Source organism: Granulicella sp. 5B5 (assembly GCF_014083945.1).
Lineage (GTDB): Bacteria > Acidobacteriota > Terriglobia > Terriglobales > Acidobacteriaceae > Granulicella.
The window spans coordinates 1,908,972-1,932,880 of record NZ_CP046444.1; the positions used below are offsets into that span (position 1 = coordinate 1,908,972).

The following is a 23,909-nucleotide window of genomic DNA, read 5'->3' on the forward strand; positions in this document are numbered from 1 at the left end:
TGTTGCCATCAGCAGTGCAACGTGCCTCCCCATCATGAAACAAGGGTGCCATCTTGGCACCCTTGTTTCGCGGTAATAGGTTGGATTCGTTGCCGAACGTTGGGTCAAAAAGTGATTCTCCCACCCATTTGTATCTGTCGATTGAAGCCGACTGTTCCTTGAACGATGCCCGTCGTGCTGGACTTCGTCAGCGTCGGAGCCGCCGTCGCGTTGGTCTGTGTTGCATTGAACGAAAGCCCTGGATTCGCAAACTCCGGCGTGTTGGTCGCGTTCAACGCCTCGGCACGGAACTGCACCTTCACGCGCTCTCCAATAGAGAAGGTCTTGTTCACGGAGAAGTCGCTGTTGGCATAACCTGGACCTTTGCACGGCAATGAGCGCGGCATCGTGCTATAGGTAAACGCCGGTGTTGGCGCAAAGGCCGCTACGTTGAAGTATGCGTTATAGCGGCTCTCCGGCGAGCCGGAGAGACAGGGGTTGCCGATCAGTGTTGGACGCTGCGTGCTGCCTCCAAAGCCGGATGTGCCCAGCGTTGAGCTCAGGTTCGTCTGCGTAATGGAGAGCGGGCTGCCATTCTGCAGGATACTCACGTCGTTGATCTCGTAGCCGCCAAGCGCATAATCGACGAGCTTCGGCATATTGCCGAAGAACTTCCGCCCGCGCCCAACCGGCACCTCATACGTTGCGCTGACCGTCATGCGGTTCGGAATATCATTCACCGCGCGAGCATACTCACCCTTCAGGTTGTAGTTGTCCTGCGGGCCCGACGTGCTATTAAGCGATGAGCTGTACGCGCTTGCAGCCCCGTAAAAGTTGTCCCAGTTCGATGACCACGTGTACGTGGAAAGCACTGTCAATCCGTGATAACGCTTCTGCACCTTGATGTCCAGCGAGTTATATAGCGAGTAGCCGACGCTCTCGATCAACGTGACACCATTACCTGCAAACTGCGGATACGGCAGCAGCAGCTGTGCTGGCGCGATCGTTGACGATGCAAGTGCTCCTGTCGTTGGATACGTTGTTTTGCCGTTCGTCAGCGTCGGAGCATAGTACGGGTTCGCCACCTTGGTGGTGCTCACCGTCTGCGCGCCCGAGGCAAACTGCGCGAGCTGCCCATCTGTCAGCTGGTTGATGCTGACATTCTGCGGAAAGTACTTCGAATGCGCACCGATGTAACCCACTTCGATGGACACACCATAGGGCAGCTGATGCTCTACGTTCAGCGAGTACTGCTCCACCAGCGGATACTTGCGGTGAAAGTCCTGCACACTCACAGAACCACCCGTGCCTGTAAGATAGCTGAGCGTGTTGCCGCTCGGGGCAAGGATCGCCGAAGCGCCGCCAAACGGATTTGACAGCGGCGCATCAGTCCCTACCGGCGACGTTGTCGTCACCGTCGCGCCCGTCGGGGCGGAGTACGTCGTCTGCGAGTAACCCGTTGTGTCCGTCACTGTTGCAACCGGCGCATAGAAGATGCCGAACCCGCCACGTAACGCCGTCCCCGGACGGATCTCGTACGCAAACCCCACGCGTGGTGAGATCTTCGCGTGGCTGAAATCATTCGCATGCGTCGGGTAACCATTTTGGCCCGCGAAAGCGAGTCCACCATGCGCCTGCGCGCACGCGGTGCCCGCTGATGCGGAACACGGAAACACATAGCCAATATTGGGATCGAATCCGACGACATACTGGTTCTTCGCTTCCTTCTGTCCCAGCTCATACTCATACCGCACGCCGAGGTTCAAGGTCAGCTTCTGCGACGCGCGGAAGTTATCCTGCACAAACAGCGCATGGTACGCGATGATCTGGTTGAAGTTGCCCGCTGCATTCGCCACCTGCGATAGCGACTCCGGACTGCCGTTGTTGGTGCTCGGCGCTGCACCCGGTTGACCCATCAGAAGATCGGCTAGCGCATTACCTCCGTTTGCCGCGCTCGGCTGGCCGCCATTCGCGGACGTGTACTGTCCGTCGAAGTAGAACGCACCCGAACTCCCCAGGGGTTGCTGGAAGTTACTCAGATGGCGGTACACGTATCCGCCCTTGATGTCCTGCTTGCCCACCGTCTTCGCAATCCCAATCACAACGTTGCGAGAAGACTGGATCGTTGGGCCGGAGTCAGAGGTTCCCAGACTCGCCGTCGAAGTCGAACCACCTGCAAGGCTGCTACCGCCCGAAGGCCCAACGCCGTTCACATAAATCGACGGGAACGTGTGCGACTGCACCAGTGCTACATAGGGTGCCGGGAAGCCAACACCGCCGAACCCCGTTGCCTGATTGAAGCCACCCGGAAAACCCGACTCCGAGTACGGAACCTGATGGCTGTAGTAGCGATTGAACCCATAACCCACGGTCAGGATCGTCGTCGAATTGAGCTGAAATACATTGTTGTAAGCAGTCGCATCGTTGAAGCGATGCAGGATGCCGTCAGCGTTATCGATCGTATGGATGAAGCTGCCCGACGGCTCCTGCGTCGCCAGGTGCACATACGAGAGCGTCGCCGACCACCACGGCGTAAACACATGGTCGAGCTTGCCGCTGTACATGTCCGAACGGGTCTTGAAGTCATCCGACGAGAAGTAGTTGTTCACACCGCCGCCATTGGAACACGCCGTACAAGCAGGAAACGACTTCGCAATCGCGAGCCCGATTGGACTGATATAGCTCGGGTTTATCACATTCGCCTTCCCCATATAGGAGATTGGCGTTCTGCCTGTTCCGGTCGATGGCGTTGTCGGATCGTACAGCGTCACCCCTGTATCTCCGCTGAAGTCTCCACTCAGCTCCGCCGGTGTGGGCACAATATAGCTGCCACTGCCGGGAAGCGGCTGCGCCTGACGATAACCTTCTTCGACGATCCAGAAGAATGTGTTCTTCAGATACTTCACCTTGTCGCTGAAAGGCACTGGCCCACCGATAGCGCCCGCATACAGATACGTCTCCACAGCCGGCCTTGGCGTTTGGCTCGCCACCTGCACGCCATTCACCAGGTACGGCGTGCGGTTGTTCGTGAACGAGTTCGCGCTCCAGTTGGTCTGGCGCGTCATGCCGTACAAAGCGCCGTGATATTGGTCCGTGCCGGACTTCAGGGTCGTGTTGAACATGCCACCGCCCGTGCGGCCCACTTCGGCATCATACGTGTTGGACTGCACCTTCACGTCCGAAACGGCTTCCAGGGATGGAATAAACGTAACGCCGCCGTTCGACTGCGAAATCGGAATGCCGTCTACTGCAAAGTTGTTCGCCCCAATCGGCGCACCGGAAACAGAGATCGTCGATTGTCCCGTCTGGTCCTCCGCACGTACATAACGAGGATCACCCACCGGCGTCGTCGCTGTATCGAGCTTCTCAAAGACAAACGGATTGCGACCCAGGTTCGGTAACTCTTCCAACTGCGTACTGTTGAAACTCTGGCCTCCGTTGGCGTTCGCGGTGTCGATCAATGGCTCCGCTGTCGATACCTCTACCGTCTCTGTCGAGCCACCTAACTGCATCGATAAATCCACCGTGTCCGTCGCGCCTGTCTCGACACCCACACCCCGGTTCGACGTGTTCTTGAATCCGCCCATCGTCACCATCACCGTATACAACCCTGGCTCAACGGAGGTGAAGTTGTACTCGCCCGACGCGTTCGACACCGTCTTACGCGCGATCTTCGTTCCTTCATTCACCAGCGTCACAGTAGCACCGACCAGCGCAGCTCCCTGCGGATCTTTTACGATTCCACGCACAGCGCCATAGGTGGTCTGCGCCATCGTGGTAGCTACACCTAAGGAGAACGACACGACAATCAACAGGGCAGCGATCCAGATGCGACGACGACGCAAAGACATTTTGCCTCCAGCAATTGCTTGTAGGAAAGTGGTGTTGTACGGCGATAGCAGTGGATACAAGTACACGCCTGCATAGCAGCCATCACTGGCAGCTGGGCTGCTCGGAGCGCACTCGCACCCAACGGGACGAATTGTGAGGATTGCTTATATCCAGCGGCATCGGCGTGGATGCTGCTCGGATCGGAATCTTTGGCCCATCAAGGGCCGCATCTCTCCTGGAGAGAAACAGGGATAAATCACAGTGGCCGCGCGAAGAGTGAGTGGCTCCTGCGTGGATACGGTTCATCACGCCGAATGGTTTGCCGCCATTCGGTTGCGTGCAGCAACGACCGTTTAGGTATTGTTACTGAAAATACAATCTCATGAGCACAGTGTCAATCGCTGCAGCAATCTCTCTGCCCTCTACATGCAGTACGCCTGCCTCAAGCCTCTGCAAACACATGGCATCACTGCAATATCACCTGAATCCTTTTGGGTTCTCGCATACACTGGCGGTATCCCTGCTCACCGGAAAGGCCCGCATGATCTCGCGAAATCACTCTGCCGCCATCCTCGCTCTTGCCCTGCTGCCACTCAGCCTCTATGCCCAGCAACCGCGCGCGCCTCGCACAACGCCGGTCACACAAGCTGAAGTCGACAAGATCACTCACGACGCGATCCTCATTGACACGCATGACGACGTCACCTCACGCACCGTCGACGGCTACGACATCGCCACTCCCAACAAGCGCGGCCAAACAGACCTTCCGCGTATGAAAGGTTTCCTCTCCGCCGAGTTCTTCGCCGTCTACGTCGATGCCTCCTACGTCAACGGCAACCACTCCGCCAACCGCGCACTACAGATGATCGACACCATCCGCACCGACATCGTCGCAAAACATCCCAACGACTTCGTCCTCGCCACCACCGCCGACGACATCGTCGCCGCGCACAAGGCTCACAAGATCGCCGCGCTCGAGGGCATCGAAGGTGGTCACGCCATCGAAGACTCCCTCCGTCTCCTCCGCGACTACTACGTCCTCGGCGTCCGCTACATGACCCTCACCCACTTCAACACCAACGACTGGGCCGACTCCCAGGGCGACATCAACGACCCCAAGGTCCATCACCACGGCGGCCTCACGCCCTTCGGCGTCGACGTCGTCCACGAGATGAACCGCCTCGGGATGATGGTCGACATCTCTCACACCGCCGACGCCACCTTCTATGCCGCTATCGCCGCCTCGTCCGCGCCCATCATCGCCTCGCACTCCTCCTGCCGCGCCATCTCGAATAACACTCGGAACATGACCGACGACATGATCCGCAAGCTCGCGGCCAACGGCGGCGTCATCCAGATCAACTTCGACTGTGCCTACCTCTCGCAGCGCTATGAGGATGACTCCAAACCTCTCCAGAAGGAGCTCCGGCCCCGCTATCAGGAGGCCATGAAGATCGCCGACCCCGCCGCCCGCGAGGCCGCCATCGAAGCACTCGCCACGGAGAGCGCTGCCAAACTCCCCCCTGCCACCCTCGCCGATGTCGTCGCCCAGATCGACCACGCCGTCCAGATCGGCGGCATCGACCACGTCGGCATCGGCACCGACTTCGACGGCGTCGGCTGCGTCCCCGCCGAACTCAGCTCCTACGACAAGTTCCCACGCCTCACACGCGCCCTCCTGCAAAAGGGTTACTCGGCGCAGGACATCGAGAAGATCTACGGCGGTAACCTCCTTCGTGTCATGCGCGCCGTCGAGCAGCGGGCTCGCGAGCTCAAAAACGAACCACCCATTGAGGCTTCAATCGACCAAAAGTAACGTGTCCACGCGGGGCAGCCGATGAAACAATAAAGCTTATGTTAGCGACACAAACACTGCCGGCCACCGAAGAAGAGATTTTGCTCTTCCTCGCTGCTTTTGAGGACGGCACTCTCCCCAAAGAGCGCTGGACCCACGGCGCCCACCTACTCGCCGGCGCATGGTACGTCCACCAGCTCGGCGAAACCGACGCGCTCAACCACATGCGCACCTGCGTTCAGCGCTACAACGTGGCCGTTGGCGGCAAAAACACCGCCACTGACGGCTACCACGAGACCGTGACCGTCTTCTGGATCAAGCTTCTGGACGCCTATCTCCAGCGCAAGCAGCCCATCGACCCCATGGCCTTCGCCACTGCCGCAGTCAACCACTTCGCCCCGCAGCGTGACATCTACAGTCGCTTCTATGACTATGACGTCGTCTCCTCCACCGAGGCTCGCTCCCGCTGGATGCCCCCCACTCTCCAACCCATCACACTTTAAATAATCAACGGCGAGACCATCAGGCCTCGCCGCTTTCTACTCCCTATTCCCTACTCCCTGCTACTTGCTCTTCACCGCGACAACCTGGATCTCCACCAGCCCCCAGCTTGTCGCCAGCGCGGCCACCTGCATCGCCGCGCGCACCGGCTTGTTCGGCTGCTCCGCCGTGCCGAAGAACTGGCTATAGGCCTCATTCATCCCCGCGAAGTCCATCTTTCCTGTCGCTGGGTCCGGTGCCATAAACACATCCATCTGCACCACGTCACCCATCGTCAGACCCTGCGACTTCAGGATCTTCTCAATCGTCGTTAGCGCGCTCAGGGTCTGCATCTTGGTATCGCCATACACCGCGGGAGTGCCCTTGGCCCTGTCCGCTGGCGTAATCGGCGAAGCCATCTGCCCGGCCACATACAGCGTGTCGCCCGCCCACACCGCATTCGCAAACTTCTGCTGCGGAGGCCCATATACCCGCGTCACCTTCGTCTGCGCCTGCGCCCCAACACACGAAGCAGCCAGCAGCACCGCCCCCATCATCCAATTCCTCGACTTCATCGCCATCTCCTTGTACTCCTACTCTCTATTCCCTGCTTTTTTACCCCTTCACGCGATCACTGATCATCTGCAGCGCACGAATCCCACTCAACAGCGCGCCCTCCTGCCATCCGACCACGTGGCTCATCGCATCGCCGGCAAAATAGATCGGTCCATCCGGCTGACACATCACGTCATACTCCGCCGCCGGTTGAGCGCCGATCCACGAGCCCTCGAACCACTTCATCCGCCGCCACGACATGAACACCGGTTTCTCCAGCTCCTTGCTGTGTCCCGGATGCAGCCGTTCCACGCTCTCCTTCGACTTCTCGAAAACCTGCGGCAGCGTCATCTTGTCCAGCCCGCCAATCGACTCGTCCTGATACCCGGCCACCAGGATCCCGCGGTCCGAGAACAAATTCGCCGACGGATACCACAGCGGGCTCACACCCTGAGACAGGAACGACAGCCCGCCATAGATGTTGTAGTCCTTCTCCCAGAACCGCGGCGCCTCCCACGGAATCTTGTACGACCCGCGATAGTTCGCCTTCTCCACCGCATTGCGATGCGCAGGATCGAGATCCGCCTTGATCTTCCGCAGGATCGTCAGAGGCATCGCGCTCACGCAATAATCGGCTTCTATATGGTGCTCCGCGCCATGCTGCGTATAGCTCACCGTCACGCCATTGCCGGTCTTCGCAATCGCGGTCACCGGCGAATTCAGCTTCAACGCCGGTCCCAGCCGCTTCGCAAACGCCATCGGGATCGCGTCCATCCCGCCCACCGGCTGGAACATCGTCGCCTGCCAGTCCCACGCCTCCTCGTACATCTCATAGCCCAGAAAGTTCGCCTTCAGCAGCGTGTCCAAAGGGATCGTGTCTTCATTCACGATCATCTCCTTCGGCCCCGCCCCCGGATACTGCTTGATGTCCGCGCGGTCCGATCCCTTGTATTTGCCCGTCCTGTCCAGCGGGCCGTAGTACTGCAGCATCTCGTAGAGCTTCAGCTTGTCCTCGCCTGTCAGCGCCTGGTCGAGAGCCCCGCCCATCACGCACTTGCTCAGCAGCTCGCTCACATGCCCGCGCGTATCGTTGACCACCTTCCGCTGCGTATACGCTTTGCCGCCATTCACCTTGTCGTTCTGCAGCAGCGTCGACCGCGACGTATTGACCTCGATCTCCATCGGGATACCGAACTCGCGCACATACCCCAGCGTCGTCCCATGAATCGACGGCAGCCGCCCAGCTCCCATGTTCTGATACAGCCCCTTGCTCCACTCGATCGTCTGCTTCGTCCCATCGACAAACTCGATCGTGTCGCCCTGGCGGCCCGTCCACACGCGCCCACCCGGCCGCGACATCGGCTCCAGCACCGTCACCTCGTAGCCAAGCTTCTTCGCCTCATACGCCGTCACCAGCCCTGCGACACCCGCTCCCGCCACCACAATCTTCTTGCCCTTGCCCACACCCGCTGCGGCCTGCACCGTCACCGGCGCCTCGGCCTTCATCGGCAGCAGACCCAGCGCCTGCATCGTTGCGAACGTCGCGCTATAGCCGCCAAGCTGCCCAACGCGTGTCAGAAAATCCCGTCGAGTTACACTCATCCATCAACCTTTCTTTGTGGCTTCGGACAGCCGCCTCGCCTTCGCAAGCGGTTATCCGCGGTTCCAAATCGAACGATGGCTCCTACGCGCCGAAATTACCTCTTCGGCCCATAACAAGCTCATACACGGCATACTGGGAATCTCAATCGAGCCCTGCCATCCGCGGGCATCGTGGCCTCAAGCGGCGGCAGCGGAGAACCTCGCCCACATCGCAACGGTGCAATACAACGATTCAGGGCGGTGACTTCAGTTATACACTCCCCCGTCCTCGTCCAACCTGTGACCCCCATCACCCTTGCATGACGCCACCTTCATCCTTCTCGCCATCAGTGCGCCTTACTCATCTTTCCCGAAACGCCCGCCTCTCCGCCGCATCCAACTCTCTGGAACTGCTACCCTTTAAGAACAGCGCACGGAGCGCCGCAGCGACACCGCCTCATGGTCACCGCAACCCCAACCCGCGACACCTTCGACAGCACGCTCCGCAGCGCACGCTCCACTGTCTCCTTTCGCGAGACCCTCAATCTCGCCGTCGACAGCTTCCGCGCCAGCAAGACCCGTTTTCTGCTCACCATGCTCGGCATGGTCATCGGCTCGGCGGCCATCGTGCTCGTCGCCACCGTCGGCCTCACCGGCCAGCAGTATGCGCACGACACCATCGCCGGCCTCGGCCCCAACAAGGTCGAGATGCAATACTCCGGCGGCGAAGTCATGGGCCCCAACAACGTCTCCACGCCCGACTACATGACCCGCGAGGACATGAAGGCCGTCGACGACCAGGTCCCCGGCATCGTCGCCAGCTCACCCATGCTCGAGTACCACGACCGCATCGCGATCGGCAACGGCATCAGCAAAGACGCCATGCTGCTCGGCGTCAGCCCGCAGTACAAAGAGGTCCGCAACCTCAAGGTCCTCGCCGGCCGCTTCTTCGACAGTGAAGATGCCGAGACCCACGCCCACGTCGCCGTAGTTGTCTACAACATGGCACGAGAGCTCTTCGGTTCCGACGGCGCCGCCATCGGCCGCACCGTCTCCGTCCGCGGTATCCCCTTCACCGTCATCGGCGTCTTCAAAGAGAGCATCGACACCTTCGGCAACTCTGAAATCTCCGAACACACCATGCTCGTGCCCTACGAAGTCGCTCGCTACTTCACCGGCTCCGACACCCTCAAAGAGATCTTCTTCTCCATGGCCACACCCTCTGAGGTCGAGCCCGCCGCCGCGCGCATCACTCAGATCATCCACGACCGTCACCGCAACACCAGCGTCTATAAAGCGCAAACGCTCACTGACATCCTGCACACCTTGGATCAGGTCACGCACATGCTCACCATCGTGATGCTGCTGGCCTCGCTCATCACGCTCATCGTGGCCGGCGTCGGCATCATGAACTCCATGCTCGCCAACGTCCAGTCCCGCATCAAGGAGATCGGCATCCGCAAGGCCCTCGGCGCCACCGGCCGCGAGATCCGCCTTCAGTTCCTCACCGAAAGCGTCTTCATGTCTCTCTCCGGCGGCCTCATCGGCACTGTCATCGGCTTGGCGATCCCCTTCAGCGTCGGCTTCTTCACCGACTTCGCCATCCCCGTCAATATGTGGAGCGCGGTCATCGCCCTCGCGACCTCGGTCATCGTCGGCGTCATCTTCGGCACGCTCCCCGCCAACCGCGCCGCCGCCCTCAATCCCGTCGACACCCTCAAGTACGAATAGCCATGCCCCAGAGTTTTATCTATGCCGAGGCATGGCTCATTCGGTAAACACTGTTGTTTCTATTGCGCAGCAATATCCGTTGACAGCGTAGTTGCGTTGTTTGTTTGGAACGCTAAAGACACATCACCGTTGAACAATGCAATTGCGGGAGTAGCCCCCACTTTGATGCCAGAGTACTCTTGGGCGGTCCAATTAACTCCATCCGTCGAGCTGAAGATGAACAGAGCATGATTAGAGTTGTTCTGTTGGTTAGCTAAAACCAAAGTATTCCCTATCGCAACCATCGTTGCGCCGCCACCGACTTGCAGGCTTGAGTCCTCTCCGTACTGACCTACACTGGGATACCATGTAACTCCATCTGGGCTGTAATAGAGGAACAAATTATGGCTGGAATTGTTCTGCTGGGTACACATGTGCAACGTTCCATTAAGCACCGCTAGGGCTGGCTGAGAAGCACTGGCAATGCGTAGGTTCGGGTTATTGGCCCCCAAGTTCGCATCAGAGGGCTGTGTCCAGTTCGTGCCGTCAAACGTTGTTTCGAAGAAAGCATTATTTATGCCCGAGACGCTGCTCGTTCCATAGATATAAATAAGCTGGTTATTGAATACCGCAACTCCGGGCGAGGTCGTCAACTGTACGCTGTTGAACTGCTGAACTAGCTGAAACTGATATCCAACGTTCCCGCTAACAGGCGTGGCGGTCACAATATCCAGTCCTCGCGTGCTTGCATCCGCATATGCGATGTAAATCACCCCATTGAAAACAGTCACGGTTGCAGCACATGTAGAAGGTGTGGGTGCGTCGCAGTCGATATTTGGCAGCCCGCTGCCTGCTCCCCCGCTATATGCAGGCGTCAAACCATCTGGCATCACGGAATAACCTAGAAGATTATCCTGGATTGTGTACGTGGCCAGAAGGGCAGTGCTATAAAGCCCGTTGGGTGCTTGTACTGCCGAAACTCCATAGTTGACAAACGGAACGCTGCTTTGTACGTCAGCCGGTGATGCAAATGCAGGAAATATCTGCGCTGCGGCGACTCCGGATATCAAAACGAGTGCACCAAAAAGCAGGCCTAGTTTAGCTGGAATGTTACGAATACTTGTCTTCACGAAAATTGCTCCATGTGTGAATGAGATAGGTAAACACAATGAATTCAAATAGTTTCAATTGAAGATCGCGTTACCAAGAGCAAGGATATCCCGCCGCATCGAGCATGCCCAGTAAATATTCGCCTCGCGATATTACCGAAGGCTGTACACCTCGAATCCTGGACGTCGTTCGCGCCTGTTCCAAAGCAGATACTCTTGGGAGGAAACAGATATCGTTCGCAACGAATACTGTTTGGATAAGAAATCGGAGAACTCCGGCCACTGTTGCAAACGACGAAATCCAGGATCAGGCACAAAGCAGTTCTGATCGATCACCACTACAAATTGCGGCCTCCTGCGCTTTAGGTCTGCAAGGTAGGCATCCCGATACTGAGCCTGTAGCGCACCTCCCCCCTGAAACAGGTAGCAATCATAGAGATACCCGCTGCTCTGAACCACGCCCATCTCATACAACGTCGTCAGGCAACCATTGAAGGTATCCACGCACTGTACCGAGGAGTCCCTTTTCACCCCCAACATCTCAAGTTGGCTGCTAAGTGCCGTCTCCAATGGCGCAACAGCTTCGAAAGAGCGAATCTTCCGTAGCATCCCCGGACATAGCCACAGCGCCACCACCGCATAGATAGCCAGGGCAGTTAATGTCCCTTGTTTAGAACGCGTTCGCGCACGCTCTATCTCCACAAACAGAGCTAAAAGAAGCAGAGCAAGAAATGGATACCGTTGATACGGGAGCCCCTTCCCCTGCGCAAGGTACGAAGTAAATCCACATAAAACTGCCAGCCCGGTCACGATGCGCTCAGGGCTCCGCCACCGGCCATTGACAATAGCAAATGCGATCCAAAGTACAAAAAACGCCGCCACCGGCGACCCCGCATGGACACAAAGGTAGAGGATGCCTCTGCGCGGTAACTCGGCATGCATGGTCCCTATCGTGCGCAAGTTGTCGAGAAACGCCTTGCCCGCATGCTCATGCATCAGCCAAAACCACGCCAACATTGGCGCGATCAACGCGCTCACCACGCTAGCTCCAGCCACTTGCCCGGCTGATGGCCTCTCTTCATCAAAACAGGTAGCCACCAGCGGCACAAGGAACATCAGGGCTAACGTCGGCTTAAGAATGAAAATGCAGCCCACTAGCAATTCGTATGCGATCAACGCAACGATGCGGCGCTTTTGCAGCCTCAGGTAAAAGCTGCAAGCCAACACCGCCAAAACAGCCATGGCAAAATCGCGTTGCCCCTCCTGCGCCAAACCGTCTTGAAGGTGGATCAGAAGAAGAAGGCTCCCGGCGATCATCCCGGCGACATGGGCCCAGCGTGTTCTTCCCACACCTAAAATAAAGCCGATTCCGGCTGCAGCGCACAGCAGCAAGTCGTATATGCGCTCTCCACCTCCAGCGGCACCTAGCGCACACATCACGAAGGCATCCAGAAAATAGGCCCCCGGAAAATTCAGATCTTTAATATCGACGTAGGGCTTCATGCCATGCTGCATAGAGAACACGATGTGGTGGAATATCCCTTCATCTCCAGCCAGAGGCCACCTTTGAGCCGCACATACCGCCAGAAGGGCACATAGGAATGCGATGGCTGCGCACACAATTTCCGCAACATACCATGCTCTCGACTCAGCCAATAATTTGTTACCGCTCTGCTCCATGTAACCAGATTACAACCAGCCCCAATAACCACAACAAAGCCCACGCTCCAATCGGAGTCGTGGGCTTTGCATTGCAGTTCCTGCAATAGAACTAGTCGCGGTCCCAGTCCAGCTCGCCCGTATAGGTCGACTTGAACACGGTATCGGCGAGCGCATCGCTCTCCTCCGCGGCCTTCTCCGGCGCATCGCTCTTGATCGTCACCTGCAGGTGAGCGCTCACCTCGCGGTGCAGCTTGATCGGTACATGGAACTCGCCGATCGTGCGCAGCGGGTTCTCCAGGTGGATCTTGCGGCGATCGACAGGGTAGCCCTGCAGCTCGAGCTCGTGCGCGATGTCCTGGCTCGTCACCGAACCGAACAGGTGATCGTTCTCGCCCGTCTTGCGCTCGAACGTCAGCACCAGCTCGTTCAGCTTCGCCGCCAGTTCCTCGGCTCCGCCCTTCTCCGACGCCGACTTGCGGATCGCCGAAGCCTTCATCTGCTCGATGACAGCCTTGTTCGCCACCGTGGCCTCAATGGCCAGCTTGTACGGCAGCAGGTAGTTGCGCCCGTAGCCGTCCGCGACCTTCACCACATCGCCGCGGTGGCCCAGCTTGTTTACATCTTCCTTCAGAATCACTTCCATGACACATCTCCGATTCTCACCTCGTCTAGGCACCGCAGCGAGGCACTCAATCTGTTCTTCGGAGTAGCCGTGGACTTCAGCCCACGGAACCCGAGCCGCAAACTCCTTGCCCTTCAGGGCTGGAGCTGCGCCAACTAGTACTTCGCCGCGTACGGCAGAAGCGCGATCGCGCGGGCCTGCTTGATGGCGCGCGTCAGCTTGCGCTGGAACGGAGCGCTCGTGCCGCTCAACCGGCGCGGAATGATCTTGCCGCGGTCGCTCACGAACTGCTGCAGCAGGCGCACATCGCGGTAGCTGATCGTGTCGATCTTCTCCACCGTGAACTTGCAAACCTTCTTGCGGCGGAAGAACTTCCGGCCGCCGCCAGGACCGCCTGCTCCTGCACCCGCCGGGCGCGGAGGACGCGGTCCACTCGGGCGCGAACCCTGGTAGCCACCCGTACGCGGCGCCGGCGCGGCGCCCTCACCGGCAGCTGCCGCCGGAGTTGCTGCTTGATTCACAATCTCATCAGCCATGTTGCTTGTCCTTTGTCTGCTCAGCGGCATTGCTCGCTGAACCGGTTCTGCTGCGCTTGCTCCAGACTCGCATTGGAATCTCTGGACTCGGCCACTCTCTCTGACCTTCGGAAGCACTCTGCAGCGTTGCTCTCGTCCTCATCGGCAGAGCGCGTTGAGCGCTCTGCGAAACTCTTGTTCTTGCTAGACCTGCGCGGCCACTGGCTCTGCGGCTTCAGCAGCGGCAGGCTCGGCAGCAACAGGTTCGGCAGCAACAGGCTCGGTCACAGCAGCCGGAACTTCCACCGCAGCCTCCGCGTTCACCTGCGGCAGCGCGCTACGCTTCACATGCGCATCGCGGTGGGCCTTGATCTTCGCCACGCGCTTGTTCTCCTCGTCCATGCGCACCGTGATGAACTTGATCACTGGCTCGCTTACGCGCAGACGACGCTCGATCTCCGAGACCAGCGACGCGGGCGCCTCAACGAGCAGCAGGATGTAAAAACCGTCGTTGAACTTGTTCACCGTGTATGCCAGGCGGCGACGGCCCATCTTCTGCTCGACGCGGCTGTTGGTCACAGCTCCACCGCCGTCCGTGATGTAGCCGCTGAAGGTGTCGATCAACTTGTCGATCTCGGCCTCTTCAACATCGGGCCGCACGATAAACATAATTTCGTAGGTGCGATTCATGGGTACTTCTTTCTGCGGGGTTCTGCCCCGCACCGCTTCGGTTCTGCTTCCGACCGAAACCGGTATGGAAGATCACTGCTGTCCTTAACGAGCAGAAAGTTCTGTTTCAAAGCCAGCGCAAATCTTTCGCGCTCTTCTCTACTCTCTACTCACTACTGTCTACTCACTGCCTTCAGGCCCAACCTTGCGGTTGAACTCACTCATCGCCGCGCTGACACCCTTCGTCAACACAACCTCGACCGCGCGTACCGCCTCGTCGAGCACTTCATCCAACGCCGCCAGCTCCTTGTTTCTCATGGGAGCCAGCAGATAACTAGTACCGCCTGCCTTCACCTCGCGTCCGGATTCAAGCGGTGGTTTGCCCACTCCGATCCGGACCCGCGTCCACTCTTCCGTGCCCAGCACGCCGGAGATCGACTTCACTCCGTTGTGTCCTCCCGCCGAACCTCGCTCGCGTATCCGCAGCGTGCCCAACGGTATGGCCAGCTCATCGTAAAGGACGATCAAATCCTCAACGCCAAGCTCCAGCTCTTCCAGCAGAGCGGCGACTGACAGCCCGCTCAGGTTCATGAACGTTCCCGGCTTCGCCAGCAGAACCTCATGTCCCATCCACTTCGTCTTCGCGGTCATCGCACGGCCGCGAAAGTTACTCACCTGCACATTGCAAACTTCAGCAATGCGGTCGATCGCCAGGAACCCGGCATTGTGTGGCGTCGTCGCATACTCCGGACCAGGGTTCCCAAGACCGACAATCAGCTTCAAGCGCGCTCACCTTCGGCGAGCCAGACAGTAGACAGCAGCAAGCAGTGATTTCTACTGTCTACTGTCTACTGTCTACTCACTGTTCCTCTACTACTTCTTCGCAGCGCCGGCATCAGCCGTCGCATCCTGCTTGCCCTTCTTCGCGACCTCAGGCTCCGTCGCGCCGGCAACCGGCTCAGCCGCTGCCTCTTCCTTCAGCAAGGTCACATGCGCAACCATCGCGTGCTCGTCGCCAAGGAACTTCATCGACTTGTTGTGCGGCAGGTCGGAGACGTGGATCGCGCCATGCACCTCCAGGCCCGTCACATCCACGTCAATGTGGCTCGGGATGTCGTTCGGCAGGCACTCGATCTCGACCTCGTGCAGCACCTGGCTCAGCATGCCGCCGGAGTTCTTCACACCCGTCGGGACGCCCACCAACTGCACCGGCACGCTCACGCGCATCATCTTGTCCATCGCAATGCGCTTCAGGTCGATGTGCAGCAGCTTGCCCTTGATCGGCTCATGCTGCCAGTCCACGATCATCGCCTTCGTCACACCCGTGCCCTCAATGGCCAGGTCGAAAATCGTATTGTGACCCGACTCCGAGTACAGGATCTTCGTGATCACCTTCGGATCAACCGTAATCGCCATCGACTCCTGGCCGGCGCCATACACAACCGCAGGGATCAGCCCCTGCACGCGCACGCGGCGTGCGTGGTTCTTGTTGAAGGTGCCCGTACGGGGCGTTGCCGCTACTGACTCAACCGTCTTGCTTGCCATTGTCATCTTCCTTTCGGGCACGAGCCTCGCTCGCTCCCTTTGCAGCTCTTATGCTGCTCGATATCGAAATCTGGTCTCGGGGCGGGTTTCTATTCCCTGCGCCCTACTCCCTATTCCCTGCCTCAGTTGAAGAGACTGCTGATGCTCGTCTCCATATGAATGCCCTCGATCGCCCTGCCCAGCAGGCCTGCAATCGAAAGCACCTTGATCTTGCCAACCTTCTGCGCGGCCTCCGACAAAGGAATGGTGTTGGTTACCACCAGCTCCTTCAGTCCGGAGTTCGCAATTCTCTCTACCGCCGGCCCGCTCAGCACCGCATGCGATGCGCATGCGTACACCTGTTCGGCGCCCTGCTTCAGCAGCGCATCTGCTGTCTTGCACAGCGTGCCTGCCGTATCCACAATGTCATCGAGGATCAGGCACGTCTTGCCCTTCACCTCACCGATCACGTTCATCACTTCTGTGACGTTGATGTCGGTTCGCCGCTTGTCCACGATCGCCAGCGGCACTTCAAGCTTCTGCGCAAAGAACCTTGCGCGCTCCACGCCACCTGCATCCGGGCTCACCACGGTCAGGTTCGGCAGGTTCAAATCCCGGAAGTACCCCACCAGCACCGGGCTGGCAAACAGATGGTCTACCGGAATATTGAAGAACCCCTGGATCTGCGCTGCATGCAAATCGACGAACAATGCGCGATTTGCACCCGCGGTCACCAGAAGGTCCGCAACCAGCTTCGACGTGATCGCCACGCGTGGCCGGTCTTTGCGATCTTGGCGCGCGTAGCCGTAATACGGCACCACCGCGGTGATTCTTCCTGCCGATGCGCGCCTGAGCGCGTCCATCATAATCAGCAGTTCGACCAGGTTCTGGTCCACCGGGTGGCATGTGGGCTGCACAACGAACACATCCACACCGCGCACATTTTCAAGGAGCTGAAAGTGGGTTTCGCCGTCGGAGAACCGTTGTAGCCGTGTCTCTCCGACGGGTACGCCCAGAAATTTGCCGACCTCCTCCGTCAACGGCCGGTTTGCCGAGCCGGAGAAGATCTTGAAGCGCTTATCTTCGGAAAGCTTCGAAGACTTCTTTTTCTCCGTAGGAGCTTTCCCTCCGGAAGCAGAGGTTGCCGGCGCATTCGCCTCAGCAGCTTGCTTCGCGGGGACCCCGCCGGCCTGGGCCGGTATCTTGGGGTCCTCTTGCGTAGAACTCGGGGAAGAAACCGCAGTCGTGTCTCGTTCACTCACGTTTTGAATCCTCCAGGCTGGTTGACCTTATGGATGCTTCAACTACTGCTCGTCTTTACTGCGTTGTTGCTCTAAGACTTCGGCTTCTTCTTGGCGCCCGGCGGCCCTGTTGGCTCCGCTTGCTGCGCCGAAACTTCTTATGCTTGCTCCCGCTCTCCGGATCTTCCGGCACTTTTTGAGCGGGCCTTACAAATTCCCTGGCAGCACATTTGCGGCTGCCTAAAAAATCAAAGTTCCCTTCACTACTGGCTGCGCAGGAGTTGTTCCCAACTCAATCGACCGACTCAGGTTGGTTGGGCGACCAGGATTCGAACCTGGACTGAGTGCGTCAAAGGCACTTGACCTACCGTTAGTCGATCGCCCAGTAATCCCGGTGCACTTCATCCAAACCGGCACAGCTCTCGCGAACTGCTACTCTGCGAACCTCATGTGCAGTTAGACGAACATGGTTCGCCAGTACTCCCGGCGAGGCAGGGTCTCCGTCAGGATCGCCCGCGTGCCGTTCGCCTGCACACGTTGTTGAGCCGCCTCCGCCGCTGCCCTGGTCTCATACAGACCAAACAACGCCGAGCCGCTGCCCGATAAAGCCGCATACACGCAGCCGTCACCGGAATCATCCGAACTTCCCAACAAATCACGCTTGGTTGAACGCAAGGAGGGATGCTGTGAGAACACGACCTCTTCGAAGTCGTTCTCGATCCCGGTGCGGACAAGCGCGAGAAGAGGATTCTCGGCCAGATCGCCTTGACTGCCTGAACTCTCAGGCCGGGCGATACCGGAGGGGCCAGCCTCAGCGCCAGTCTGTGTCCAGACAGCTGCAAGGGCATAGCTCAACTCTTTGAGTCTACCCTCCCCCTGTTGAAAAGTCAAAGCCTGCGTCGCCATCGGCACTTCCGTGCTTCCTGAAGCTAAGACTTTCTCGCCTTGAAAAGGACGGCCTTCCTCTTGAAGGGGAGACTTTTCGCCTTGAACTTGAAGAGGACGGGCTTCGCTTTGAAGGGTACGGGCTTCAGCCCGTACGTTATGCCCGCCTGAAGATTCAAGGGGCTTTAGCCCCGGAGGAACCAATCCCATCCGGGCATCCAGCTCGCGAAACGCCAGCGCCGTCGACACCCCCACCCCCGGCACAGCCACCACGCAATGCACAGGTTCCGACTCCGGCAGCGGATAAACCTCTTCACCGCGTCCCAGCCCCAGCACCGTCCCACCCAGCAAAAACAGCGGCACATCCGATCCCACCTCCGCCGCCAGCTTCAACCGCTCCGCCCCGTCCAGCGCGACACCCAGTTCCCGCTCCAGCCCCAGCAACGCGGCCGCCGCATTCGCAGACCCCGCACCCAGCCCGCCCTGCACCGGCAGCTTCTTCTCGATCTCGATCTCCACCTCAGCGCTGATCCCCAATCGCTCTAGCGCGCCCGCCACCATCTTCCACGCCGTATTCCGTTCAGCGTTCCCCTCGGCCGTGCTCGGCACTCCTGGGTGCTCTGAGTGCAACCGCACCACAGTCTTCGCCGCACGCTGTGCCGACACCGTTACCACATCATGCAGCCCCAGCGTCTGGTACACCGTCGTCAGCCCATGAAACCCATCAGCCCGCGCCGGACCCACCGCCAACCCCAGGTTGATCTTGCAAAACGAACGCACTCGTGTCGACATCGCTCTGTCATTCTATCGACTCACCACCGCAAGTGCCGAAGCTCATGGCCACACAGCCTCGGCTTCCTGCAAAAAGGGCCATGTCGCATGACCCTACTACTCGACCGGCAAAACCCCGCTAAAAGCCGAAACGGCGTCCCCTCGGGACACCGTTTCAGCCTCTCTCAACTGCCTTGCCCGCCGGGCTATTGCCCCTTCTCATTCGCCCGGATAAACGCCGCTGTCCGCTCGTGCAGCCCCTTCAGCGCCTCTTCGTTCACATACACCATGTGCCCTGTCTCAAAGAACTTATAGTCGATGTTCTTCTCCAGCGACGCCGGAACCGCCAGGTGTTTCATCTCATACTCCGCCCCGAAGTACAGCGTCCCCAGGTCGTAGTAGCCGCCCATCAGCAGCACATGCAGCTTCGGGTTCTTGACCATCGTCTCCGCCAGGTCGTTCATCACGTTCACGCTCGCCTCCGGCCATCCCGCCCCCTGCACCCGATGCCGCAGCACCCAGTTAAAGTTCGGGTCACGTGCGCTCGGCTTGTACGTCATGTTCTCGCCATACTTCAAATCCTCGCGAGCATACGCATTGATCCCCGCCTGGTACGCCGACGTAATCGACTGCGTAAACGCGTCATACCCTGCATCCGCCGCCATCGGGTTCACCGCCGGCCCTTCATACCGGGTATCCAGCCGCCCTGTCGTAATCGACTGGTCGCCCTGCAGCAGCTGTGCGAACTCCCCGCCCGAAAGCCGCAGGTCGGCCTTGATCCACGTCTTCGCCGGAACGCCCGTATAGCTCTCCAGCTTGCTCGCGATCTCCGCCTTCTTCGCCTCGCTTAAATCAGATCCTTGAATCAGCGCCGTCGCATACTCACCCAGCGCATACTGTTCCACCTCATGCAGCCAGGGCTCCAGCGTCGCCGGCGCATTCGGAACCTTGTGGTGATACCACGCCGTCGCCGCAAAGCTCGGCAGCGACAGGTAGAACCGGTTCTCCGTCCCCGGATTCACCAGCGCCCCATCCGCCGAGTCATCGAAGTTCAAAATCTGGCTCAGGAACACCACCCCGTTCACATCCACCCCATCGCTCGACAGGTCCTTCACCAGCACCGCATCGCGCGTCGTCCCATAGCTCTCGCCAAACAGGAACTTCGGGCTCTTCCAGCGGTCATACTTCGTCAAAAACCGCCGGATGAACCTATCGAACGCCTTGCCATCCGGATCCGTGCCATAGAACGCCTTGCCCGCGTCCTTACCCATCACCCGGCTGAACCCCGTCCCCGGCGCGTCGATAAACACCAGGTCGCTCGCATCCAGCAGGCTGTAGTTGTTGTTCACCAGCTTGTACGGTCCGCCCTCATCATGTTGCACGTCGGTCGTCACAATCCGCCTCGGCCCAAACGCGCCCATATGCAGATACATCGTCGCCGACCCCGGCCCGCCGTTATAGATAAACGTAATCGGACGCGTCCCCATGTCCGCGCCCTTCGCAAAGTATGCCGTATAGAACATCCGCGCCGTCGCCGGCTGGTCTTCCGGCTTCGTGGGCAGACCAACGCCGCTGTCCTTCAGCCACTTCCCATCCAGCCCCAGCATCGCGTCCTGCGTATCGGTCGCGCCCACGGTAAGCGTCCCGGCGACAGCCCTATAGTCAATCGCCTTCCCACTCACCTCCACCGATCCTGTCGTCACCGAGTCCGCTGGAGCCATCTCTACCGCAGGAGCAGCCGTCTTCTCTGCCGGCTTCTCTTGCGCCGCCATCACGCTCACGCAACCACATACCAACGCAGCCAACCACGCACGTCGCATCATCCGCACTCTCCTCCATGTCGTTTAGAAAACTTCCCACCATCATAAGGACACAATCCCACCGCACAACAACAATCTCGATGCCCCATCTTCCTTACTGCCAAGTGCTCTACCTTCCTTACTGCTGGGTGCCCCATCTTCGCGACAGCCTCATCGTCGCTAAGGTGGGATGAACCATGCCGGGGTGCCCCAATCATGACGCGGCATCATCGCGGCATGATTGGGATGACGCCACCCGCATCACCATCGCGCTAAACTACCTCCAACACAGCAAGCAGGAGCCCCCGATGGACGTCCACGCCCCCCACGAACCTGTCCACACCTGGCGCGACTTCGCCATCCACCTCACCATCGTCACCATCGGCCTCTTCATCGCGCTCTCCCTTGAGGCCCTCGTCGAGCACATCCACAACGTCCACCTCGTCCACGAAGCCCGCGAGAACATCCGCATCGAGCTCGAAGCCAACCACAAGGCCGCGCAGGACGACCTCAACCTCCTCGCCAAGAACATCCAGAACCAGCAGAACAACATCGACACCATCCACACCCTGCAGGCCCACCCCGACGCCCACCACCTCAGCGTCAACAACAGCATGGACTTCGAATCGCTCTCCGATGCCGCCTGGCGCACCGCCCGTGACACCGGAGCCCTCGGCTTCATGCCCTACAACGAGGTCCAGCGCTACTCCGACCTCTACATGCTCTCCAGCCTCGTCAACCAGAACGCCATCGAAACCGGCAAAGCGGATTTCCTCTCCGAAGTTCCCTTCGAAATGGGCATCGACCCCAGCCATCTCCCCGCCGAGGAGTACACCCACCTCCTCCACGACAACGCCGCCGTCAAAATCCAGCTCTCAACGCTCAAGCAGTTCGTCCAGCAGTACGACGCCCAGTGCCTCGACGTCCTCAAGCACTAACTCGCTTAGCCTCTTATTACTCTCGACTCGACTCCTCGTAGCTCTTATCTGAATATCTGAACAAAAACCTCTGTCAACCCCACATAACCTCCCCACCCCCTCAACCATCACAATCAAAACCACTTACACCCCAAAACCAAAAACACTTTTCCCACTCTCACCTTCTATACTGGAAGTAGGAACCAAACTGGCTCACTGGATAACTGGCAAACTGGCAACTGAAGCCACAAACCAATCACCGTTCGCTCTATCCTCTATCCCCCTGTCCTCTATCCCCTTTATTTCCTATATCATACCCGTAACCATATACAGAATCAGCCACTTACCCTCGGGATCACCCCGTAAGTCGCTGATTCTGCTAGATACCTCCGCTACATAGGGAGGGGGGAGGGGTATCCCTCCACACCGCTGCGTCCGCCCAAGTACACTGTAGGTAAGTGTGCCTAGATCGCTGACCGCGACGTCAGAACCCTTTGGAGAAGCAGCCTTGAAGATCGTCCTCGCCGAAAAAGTCTCGCCCGCCACGCTCGCCATCCTGCAGAAGGAACCCGGCTGGAACTGCGTCACCGCCGACAAGATCACCGACCTGCCCGCCGAGCTGGCCGACGCCGACGCCCTCATCGTCCGCTCCGCCGTGCAGGCAGACGCCAAACTGCTCGCCGCCGCTCCGAAGCTCCGCATCATCGGCCGCGCCGGCGTCGGCGTGGACAACATCGACGCCGCCGAGGCCACCAAGCGCGGCATCGTGGTCATGAACACCCCCGGCGCCAACGCCGTCGCCGTCGCCGAACTCACCCTTGGTTTAATGATCTCCATGTGCCGCAAGATCCCGCAGGCCAACGCGGGCATGCACCAGGCCAAATGGGACAAAAAGTCCCTGCAGGGCTCCGAGCTACGCGGCAAGACGCTCGGCATCATCGGCTGCGGCCGCATCGGCCTTGAGGTCGCCCGCCGCGCCAAGGCCTTCGGCATGGAGCTCCTCGGCTACGACCCCTTCATCGCGCCCGTCATCGCCCGCGAGAACGGCATCACGCTCGTTCCCATCGACGACATCTTCGGCCAGTCCGACTACCTCTCGCTGCACGTCGGCCTCACGCCGCAGACCGAAGGCCTCATCAACCAGACCTCGATCGCCATCATGAAGAAGGGCATCCGCATCATCAACTGCGCCCGCGGCGAGCTCATCGTCGACGAGGCGCTCGCCGAGGCCATCAAGTCCGGCCACGTCGCCGGCGCGGCGCTCGACGTCTTCCGCCAGGAACCCCTCAAGGATTCGCCCTACTTCGGCCTCGACAACGTCCTTCTCTCCCCGCACATCGCCGGCTCCACCGACGAAGCGCAGGAGGCCATCGGCATCCAGCTCGCCAACCAGGTCCGCGACTACCTCAAGCTCGGCGTCGTCCAGAACGCCGTCAACGTCGCCTCCCTCACCGAGGAGGAGTACGCCGAGGTATCCCCCTACATCGAGATGGCCAACCGCCTCGGCAAGCTCCTCGGCCACGCCGCCGGTTCCACCGGCAACACCAACACTGGCGGAAGCGCTGCGGCTACGGGTTCGGTAGAGAGCATCTCGCTCACTTTCAACGGCCGCCTCGCCCAGCTCAAGACCGACATGATCCGCAACGCCGCCATCGCCGGCGTGCTGCACGGCGCCGACGCCGTCAACCGCATCAACGCCTCCGCCGCTGCCGCCGAGCGCGGCATCCGCGTGCAGGAGGACAAGCGCGAGCACGTCTCCGGCGGCACCGGCTCCACGCTCCGCCTCGCTCTCCACTGGTCCCGCAAGGGCGAAGGCAGCAAGACCGACGAGGGCACCTGGAGCGGCGTCGCCACCGTCCTCCACGGCCACTCCCCGCGCCTGCTCTCCTACGACGGCATCGACGTCGAAGCCGAGCTCGCCGGAACCCTCGTCATCATCCGCAACCAGGATGTCCCCGGCGTCATCGGCCGCATCGGCACCATCCTCGGCGAGGCGAAGCTGAACATCGCCAACTTCGCGCTCGGCCGGAGCCGCAACACCCCCGGCGGCCAGGCCCTCGCCGTCGTCCAGCTGGACACACCCGCGCAGGCCGACCTAGACAAGGCCATCGCAGATCTCCGCAAGGTCGAGTCCATCACCAGCGTCCGCGTCGTCGAACTCGGCGCGCTGTAAGCAATACGCTGTCCCACCAGGCACCTTCATGCAACCGCGTGAAGGTGTTTGCTTTTCCACCCATGTACGATTGACCCAACACCCACTGAGG

The 23,909-nt window shown here is 59.5% G+C and carries 18 protein-coding genes and 1 tRNA gene; 5 read left to right on the forward strand and 14 right to left on the reverse strand.

Annotated elements, in window-relative coordinates; genetic code table 11:
- Positions 1-104: 104 nt before the first annotated feature.
- Entirely contained in the window at positions 105-3,830 is a 3,726-nt protein-coding gene (locus GOB94_RS07995; RefSeq protein WP_182278287.1) for a carboxypeptidase-like regulatory domain-containing protein, read from the reverse strand.
- Positions 3,831-4,270: 440 nt separating this feature from the next.
- Between GOB94_RS07995 and GOB94_RS08000 the strand changes: the two genes are divergently transcribed.
- Positions 4,271-5,626 carry a dipeptidase gene (locus GOB94_RS08000; RefSeq protein WP_220465014.1) on the forward strand — a complete coding sequence of 452 codons (1,356 nt, stop codon included), beginning with the start codon at positions 4,271-4,273 and terminating at the stop codon, positions 5,624-5,626.
- A gap of 38 nt (positions 5,627-5,664) precedes the next feature.
- Entirely contained in the window at positions 5,665-6,108 is a 444-nt protein-coding gene (locus GOB94_RS08005; protein WP_182278288.1) for a hypothetical protein, read from the forward strand.
- Positions 6,109-6,168: 60 nt separating this feature from the next.
- On the opposite strand, the gene GOB94_RS08010 is transcribed toward GOB94_RS08005, so the two are convergent.
- The gene (locus GOB94_RS08010; protein WP_182278289.1) at positions 6,169-6,660 is read right to left on the reverse strand and encodes a Rid family hydrolase; all 492 of its coding nucleotides are present in this window, start codon (positions 6,658-6,660) and stop codon (positions 6,169-6,171) included.
- Positions 6,661-6,700: 40 nt separating this feature from the next.
- Positions 6,701-8,242, reverse strand: coding sequence for an FAD-dependent oxidoreductase (locus GOB94_RS08015; protein ID WP_182278290.1), 1,542 nt, complete (start codon positions 8,240-8,242; stop codon positions 6,701-6,703).
- A 438-nt stretch (positions 8,243-8,680) separates the two neighbouring features.
- On the opposite strand from GOB94_RS08015, the gene GOB94_RS08020 reads away from it, so the two are divergent.
- The gene (locus GOB94_RS08020; RefSeq protein WP_182278291.1) at positions 8,681-9,952 is read left to right on the forward strand and encodes an ABC transporter permease; all 1,272 of its coding nucleotides are present in this window, start codon (positions 8,681-8,683) and stop codon (positions 9,950-9,952) included.
- 59 nt (positions 9,953-10,011) lie between these two features.
- Here GOB94_RS08020 and GOB94_RS08025 read toward each other — a convergent pair whose 3' ends face one another.
- From GOB94_RS08025 to GOB94_RS08080, 11 genes are all read right to left on the reverse strand, one after another.
- On the reverse strand, positions 10,012-11,061 hold the full coding sequence (locus tag GOB94_RS08025; protein ID WP_182278292.1) for a hypothetical protein: 1,050 nt from the start codon (positions 11,059-11,061) through the stop codon (positions 10,012-10,014).
- A 132-nt stretch (positions 11,062-11,193) separates the two neighbouring features.
- Complete coding sequence (locus GOB94_RS08030) at positions 11,194-12,543, reverse strand: hypothetical protein (RefSeq protein WP_182278293.1); 1,350 nt, start codon at positions 12,541-12,543, stop codon at positions 11,194-11,196.
- A 268-nt stretch (positions 12,544-12,811) separates the two neighbouring features.
- Complete coding sequence (gene rplI / locus GOB94_RS08035) at positions 12,812-13,345, reverse strand: 50S ribosomal protein L9 (RefSeq protein ID WP_182278294.1); 534 nt, start codon at positions 13,343-13,345, stop codon at positions 12,812-12,814.
- A 134-nt stretch (positions 13,346-13,479) separates the two neighbouring features.
- On the reverse strand, positions 13,480-13,860 hold the full coding sequence (gene rpsR / locus GOB94_RS17055; protein WP_182278295.1) for a 30S ribosomal protein S18: 381 nt from the start codon (positions 13,858-13,860) through the stop codon (positions 13,480-13,482).
- Positions 13,861-14,043: 183 nt separating this feature from the next.
- Positions 14,044-14,529, reverse strand: coding sequence for a 30S ribosomal protein S6 (gene rpsF, locus GOB94_RS08045; protein WP_182278296.1), 486 nt, complete (start codon positions 14,527-14,529; stop codon positions 14,044-14,046).
- Positions 14,530-14,688: 159 nt separating this feature from the next.
- Entirely contained in the window at positions 14,689-15,291 is a 603-nt protein-coding gene (pth, locus tag GOB94_RS08050; protein WP_182278297.1) for an aminoacyl-tRNA hydrolase, read from the reverse strand.
- A gap of 90 nt (positions 15,292-15,381) precedes the next feature.
- The gene (locus tag GOB94_RS08055; protein WP_182278298.1) at positions 15,382-16,053 is read right to left on the reverse strand and encodes a 50S ribosomal protein L25; all 672 of its coding nucleotides are present in this window, start codon (positions 16,051-16,053) and stop codon (positions 15,382-15,384) included.
- A 122-nt stretch (positions 16,054-16,175) separates the two neighbouring features.
- Entirely contained in the window at positions 16,176-17,099 is a 924-nt protein-coding gene (locus tag GOB94_RS08060; protein ID WP_220465029.1) for a ribose-phosphate pyrophosphokinase, read from the reverse strand.
- Between the two features lie 485 nt (positions 17,100-17,584).
- Positions 17,585-17,658: transfer RNA gene (locus tag GOB94_RS08065), tRNA-Gln, on the reverse strand.
- Positions 17,659-17,729: 71 nt separating this feature from the next.
- The gene (locus tag GOB94_RS16855) at positions 17,730-18,950 is read right to left on the reverse strand and encodes a 4-(cytidine 5'-diphospho)-2-C-methyl-D-erythritol kinase (protein WP_255484359.1); all 1,221 of its coding nucleotides are present in this window, start codon (positions 18,948-18,950) and stop codon (positions 17,730-17,732) included.
- A gap of 185 nt (positions 18,951-19,135) precedes the next feature.
- Positions 19,136-20,752, reverse strand: coding sequence for a peptidase S10 (locus GOB94_RS08080; protein WP_220465015.1), 1,617 nt, complete (start codon positions 20,750-20,752; stop codon positions 19,136-19,138).
- Between the two features lie 173 nt (positions 20,753-20,925).
- Between GOB94_RS08080 and GOB94_RS08085 the strand changes: the two genes are divergently transcribed.
- Positions 20,926-21,666: a hypothetical protein gene (locus GOB94_RS08085; protein ID WP_182278299.1), complete on the forward strand. Its 741-nt coding sequence runs from the start codon at positions 20,926-20,928 to the stop codon at positions 21,664-21,666.
- A 487-nt stretch (positions 21,667-22,153) separates the two neighbouring features.
- Positions 22,154-23,818: a phosphoglycerate dehydrogenase gene (serA, locus tag GOB94_RS08090; protein WP_182278300.1), complete on the forward strand. Its 1,665-nt coding sequence runs from the start codon at positions 22,154-22,156 to the stop codon at positions 23,816-23,818.
- The last annotated feature ends 91 nt before the right edge of the window (positions 23,819-23,909 follow it).

Bases quoted from the DNA above. Each gene is read 5' to 3' on its own strand.
- GOB94_RS08030 (WP_182278293.1), bottom strand. From the start codon at position 12,543: ATGAAGCCCTACGTCGATATTAAAGATCTGAATTTTCCGGGGGCCTAT.
- GOB94_RS08010 (WP_182278289.1), bottom strand. From the start codon at position 6,660: ATGAAGTCGAGGAATTGGATGATGGGGGCGGTGCTGCTGGCTGCTTCG.
- GOB94_RS08080 (WP_220465015.1), bottom strand. From the start codon at position 20,752: ATGATGCGACGTGCGTGGTTGGCTGCGTTGGTATGTGGTTGCGTGAGC.
- rpsR (WP_182278295.1), bottom strand. From the start codon at position 13,860: ATGGCTGATGAGATTGTGAATCAAGCAGCAACTCCGGCGGCAGCTGCC.
- GOB94_RS08085 (WP_182278299.1), top strand. From the start codon at position 20,926: ATGCCGGGGTGCCCCAATCATGACGCGGCATCATCGCGGCATGATTGG.
- GOB94_RS16855 (WP_255484359.1), bottom strand. From the start codon at position 18,950: ATGTCGACACGAGTGCGTTCGTTTTGCAAGATCAACCTGGGGTTGGCG.
- GOB94_RS08020 (WP_182278291.1), top strand. From the start codon at position 8,681: ATGGTCACCGCAACCCCAACCCGCGACACCTTCGACAGCACGCTCCGC.
- rplI (WP_182278294.1), bottom strand. From the start codon at position 13,345: ATGGAAGTGATTCTGAAGGAAGATGTAAACAAGCTGGGCCACCGCGGC.
- GOB94_RS07995 (WP_182278287.1), bottom strand. From the start codon at position 3,830: ATGTCTTTGCGTCGTCGTCGCATCTGGATCGCTGCCCTGTTGATTGTC.
- GOB94_RS08055 (WP_182278298.1), bottom strand. From the start codon at position 16,053: ATGGCAAGCAAGACGGTTGAGTCAGTAGCGGCAACGCCCCGTACGGGC.
- rpsF (WP_182278296.1), bottom strand. From the start codon at position 14,529: ATGAATCGCACCTACGAAATTATGTTTATCGTGCGGCCCGATGTTGAA.
- GOB94_RS08005 (WP_182278288.1), top strand. From the start codon at position 5,665: ATGTTAGCGACACAAACACTGCCGGCCACCGAAGAAGAGATTTTGCTC.
- GOB94_RS08000 (WP_220465014.1), top strand. From the start codon at position 4,271: ATGGCATCACTGCAATATCACCTGAATCCTTTTGGGTTCTCGCATACA.
- GOB94_RS08015 (WP_182278290.1), bottom strand. From the start codon at position 8,242: ATGAGTGTAACTCGACGGGATTTTCTGACACGCGTTGGGCAGCTTGGC.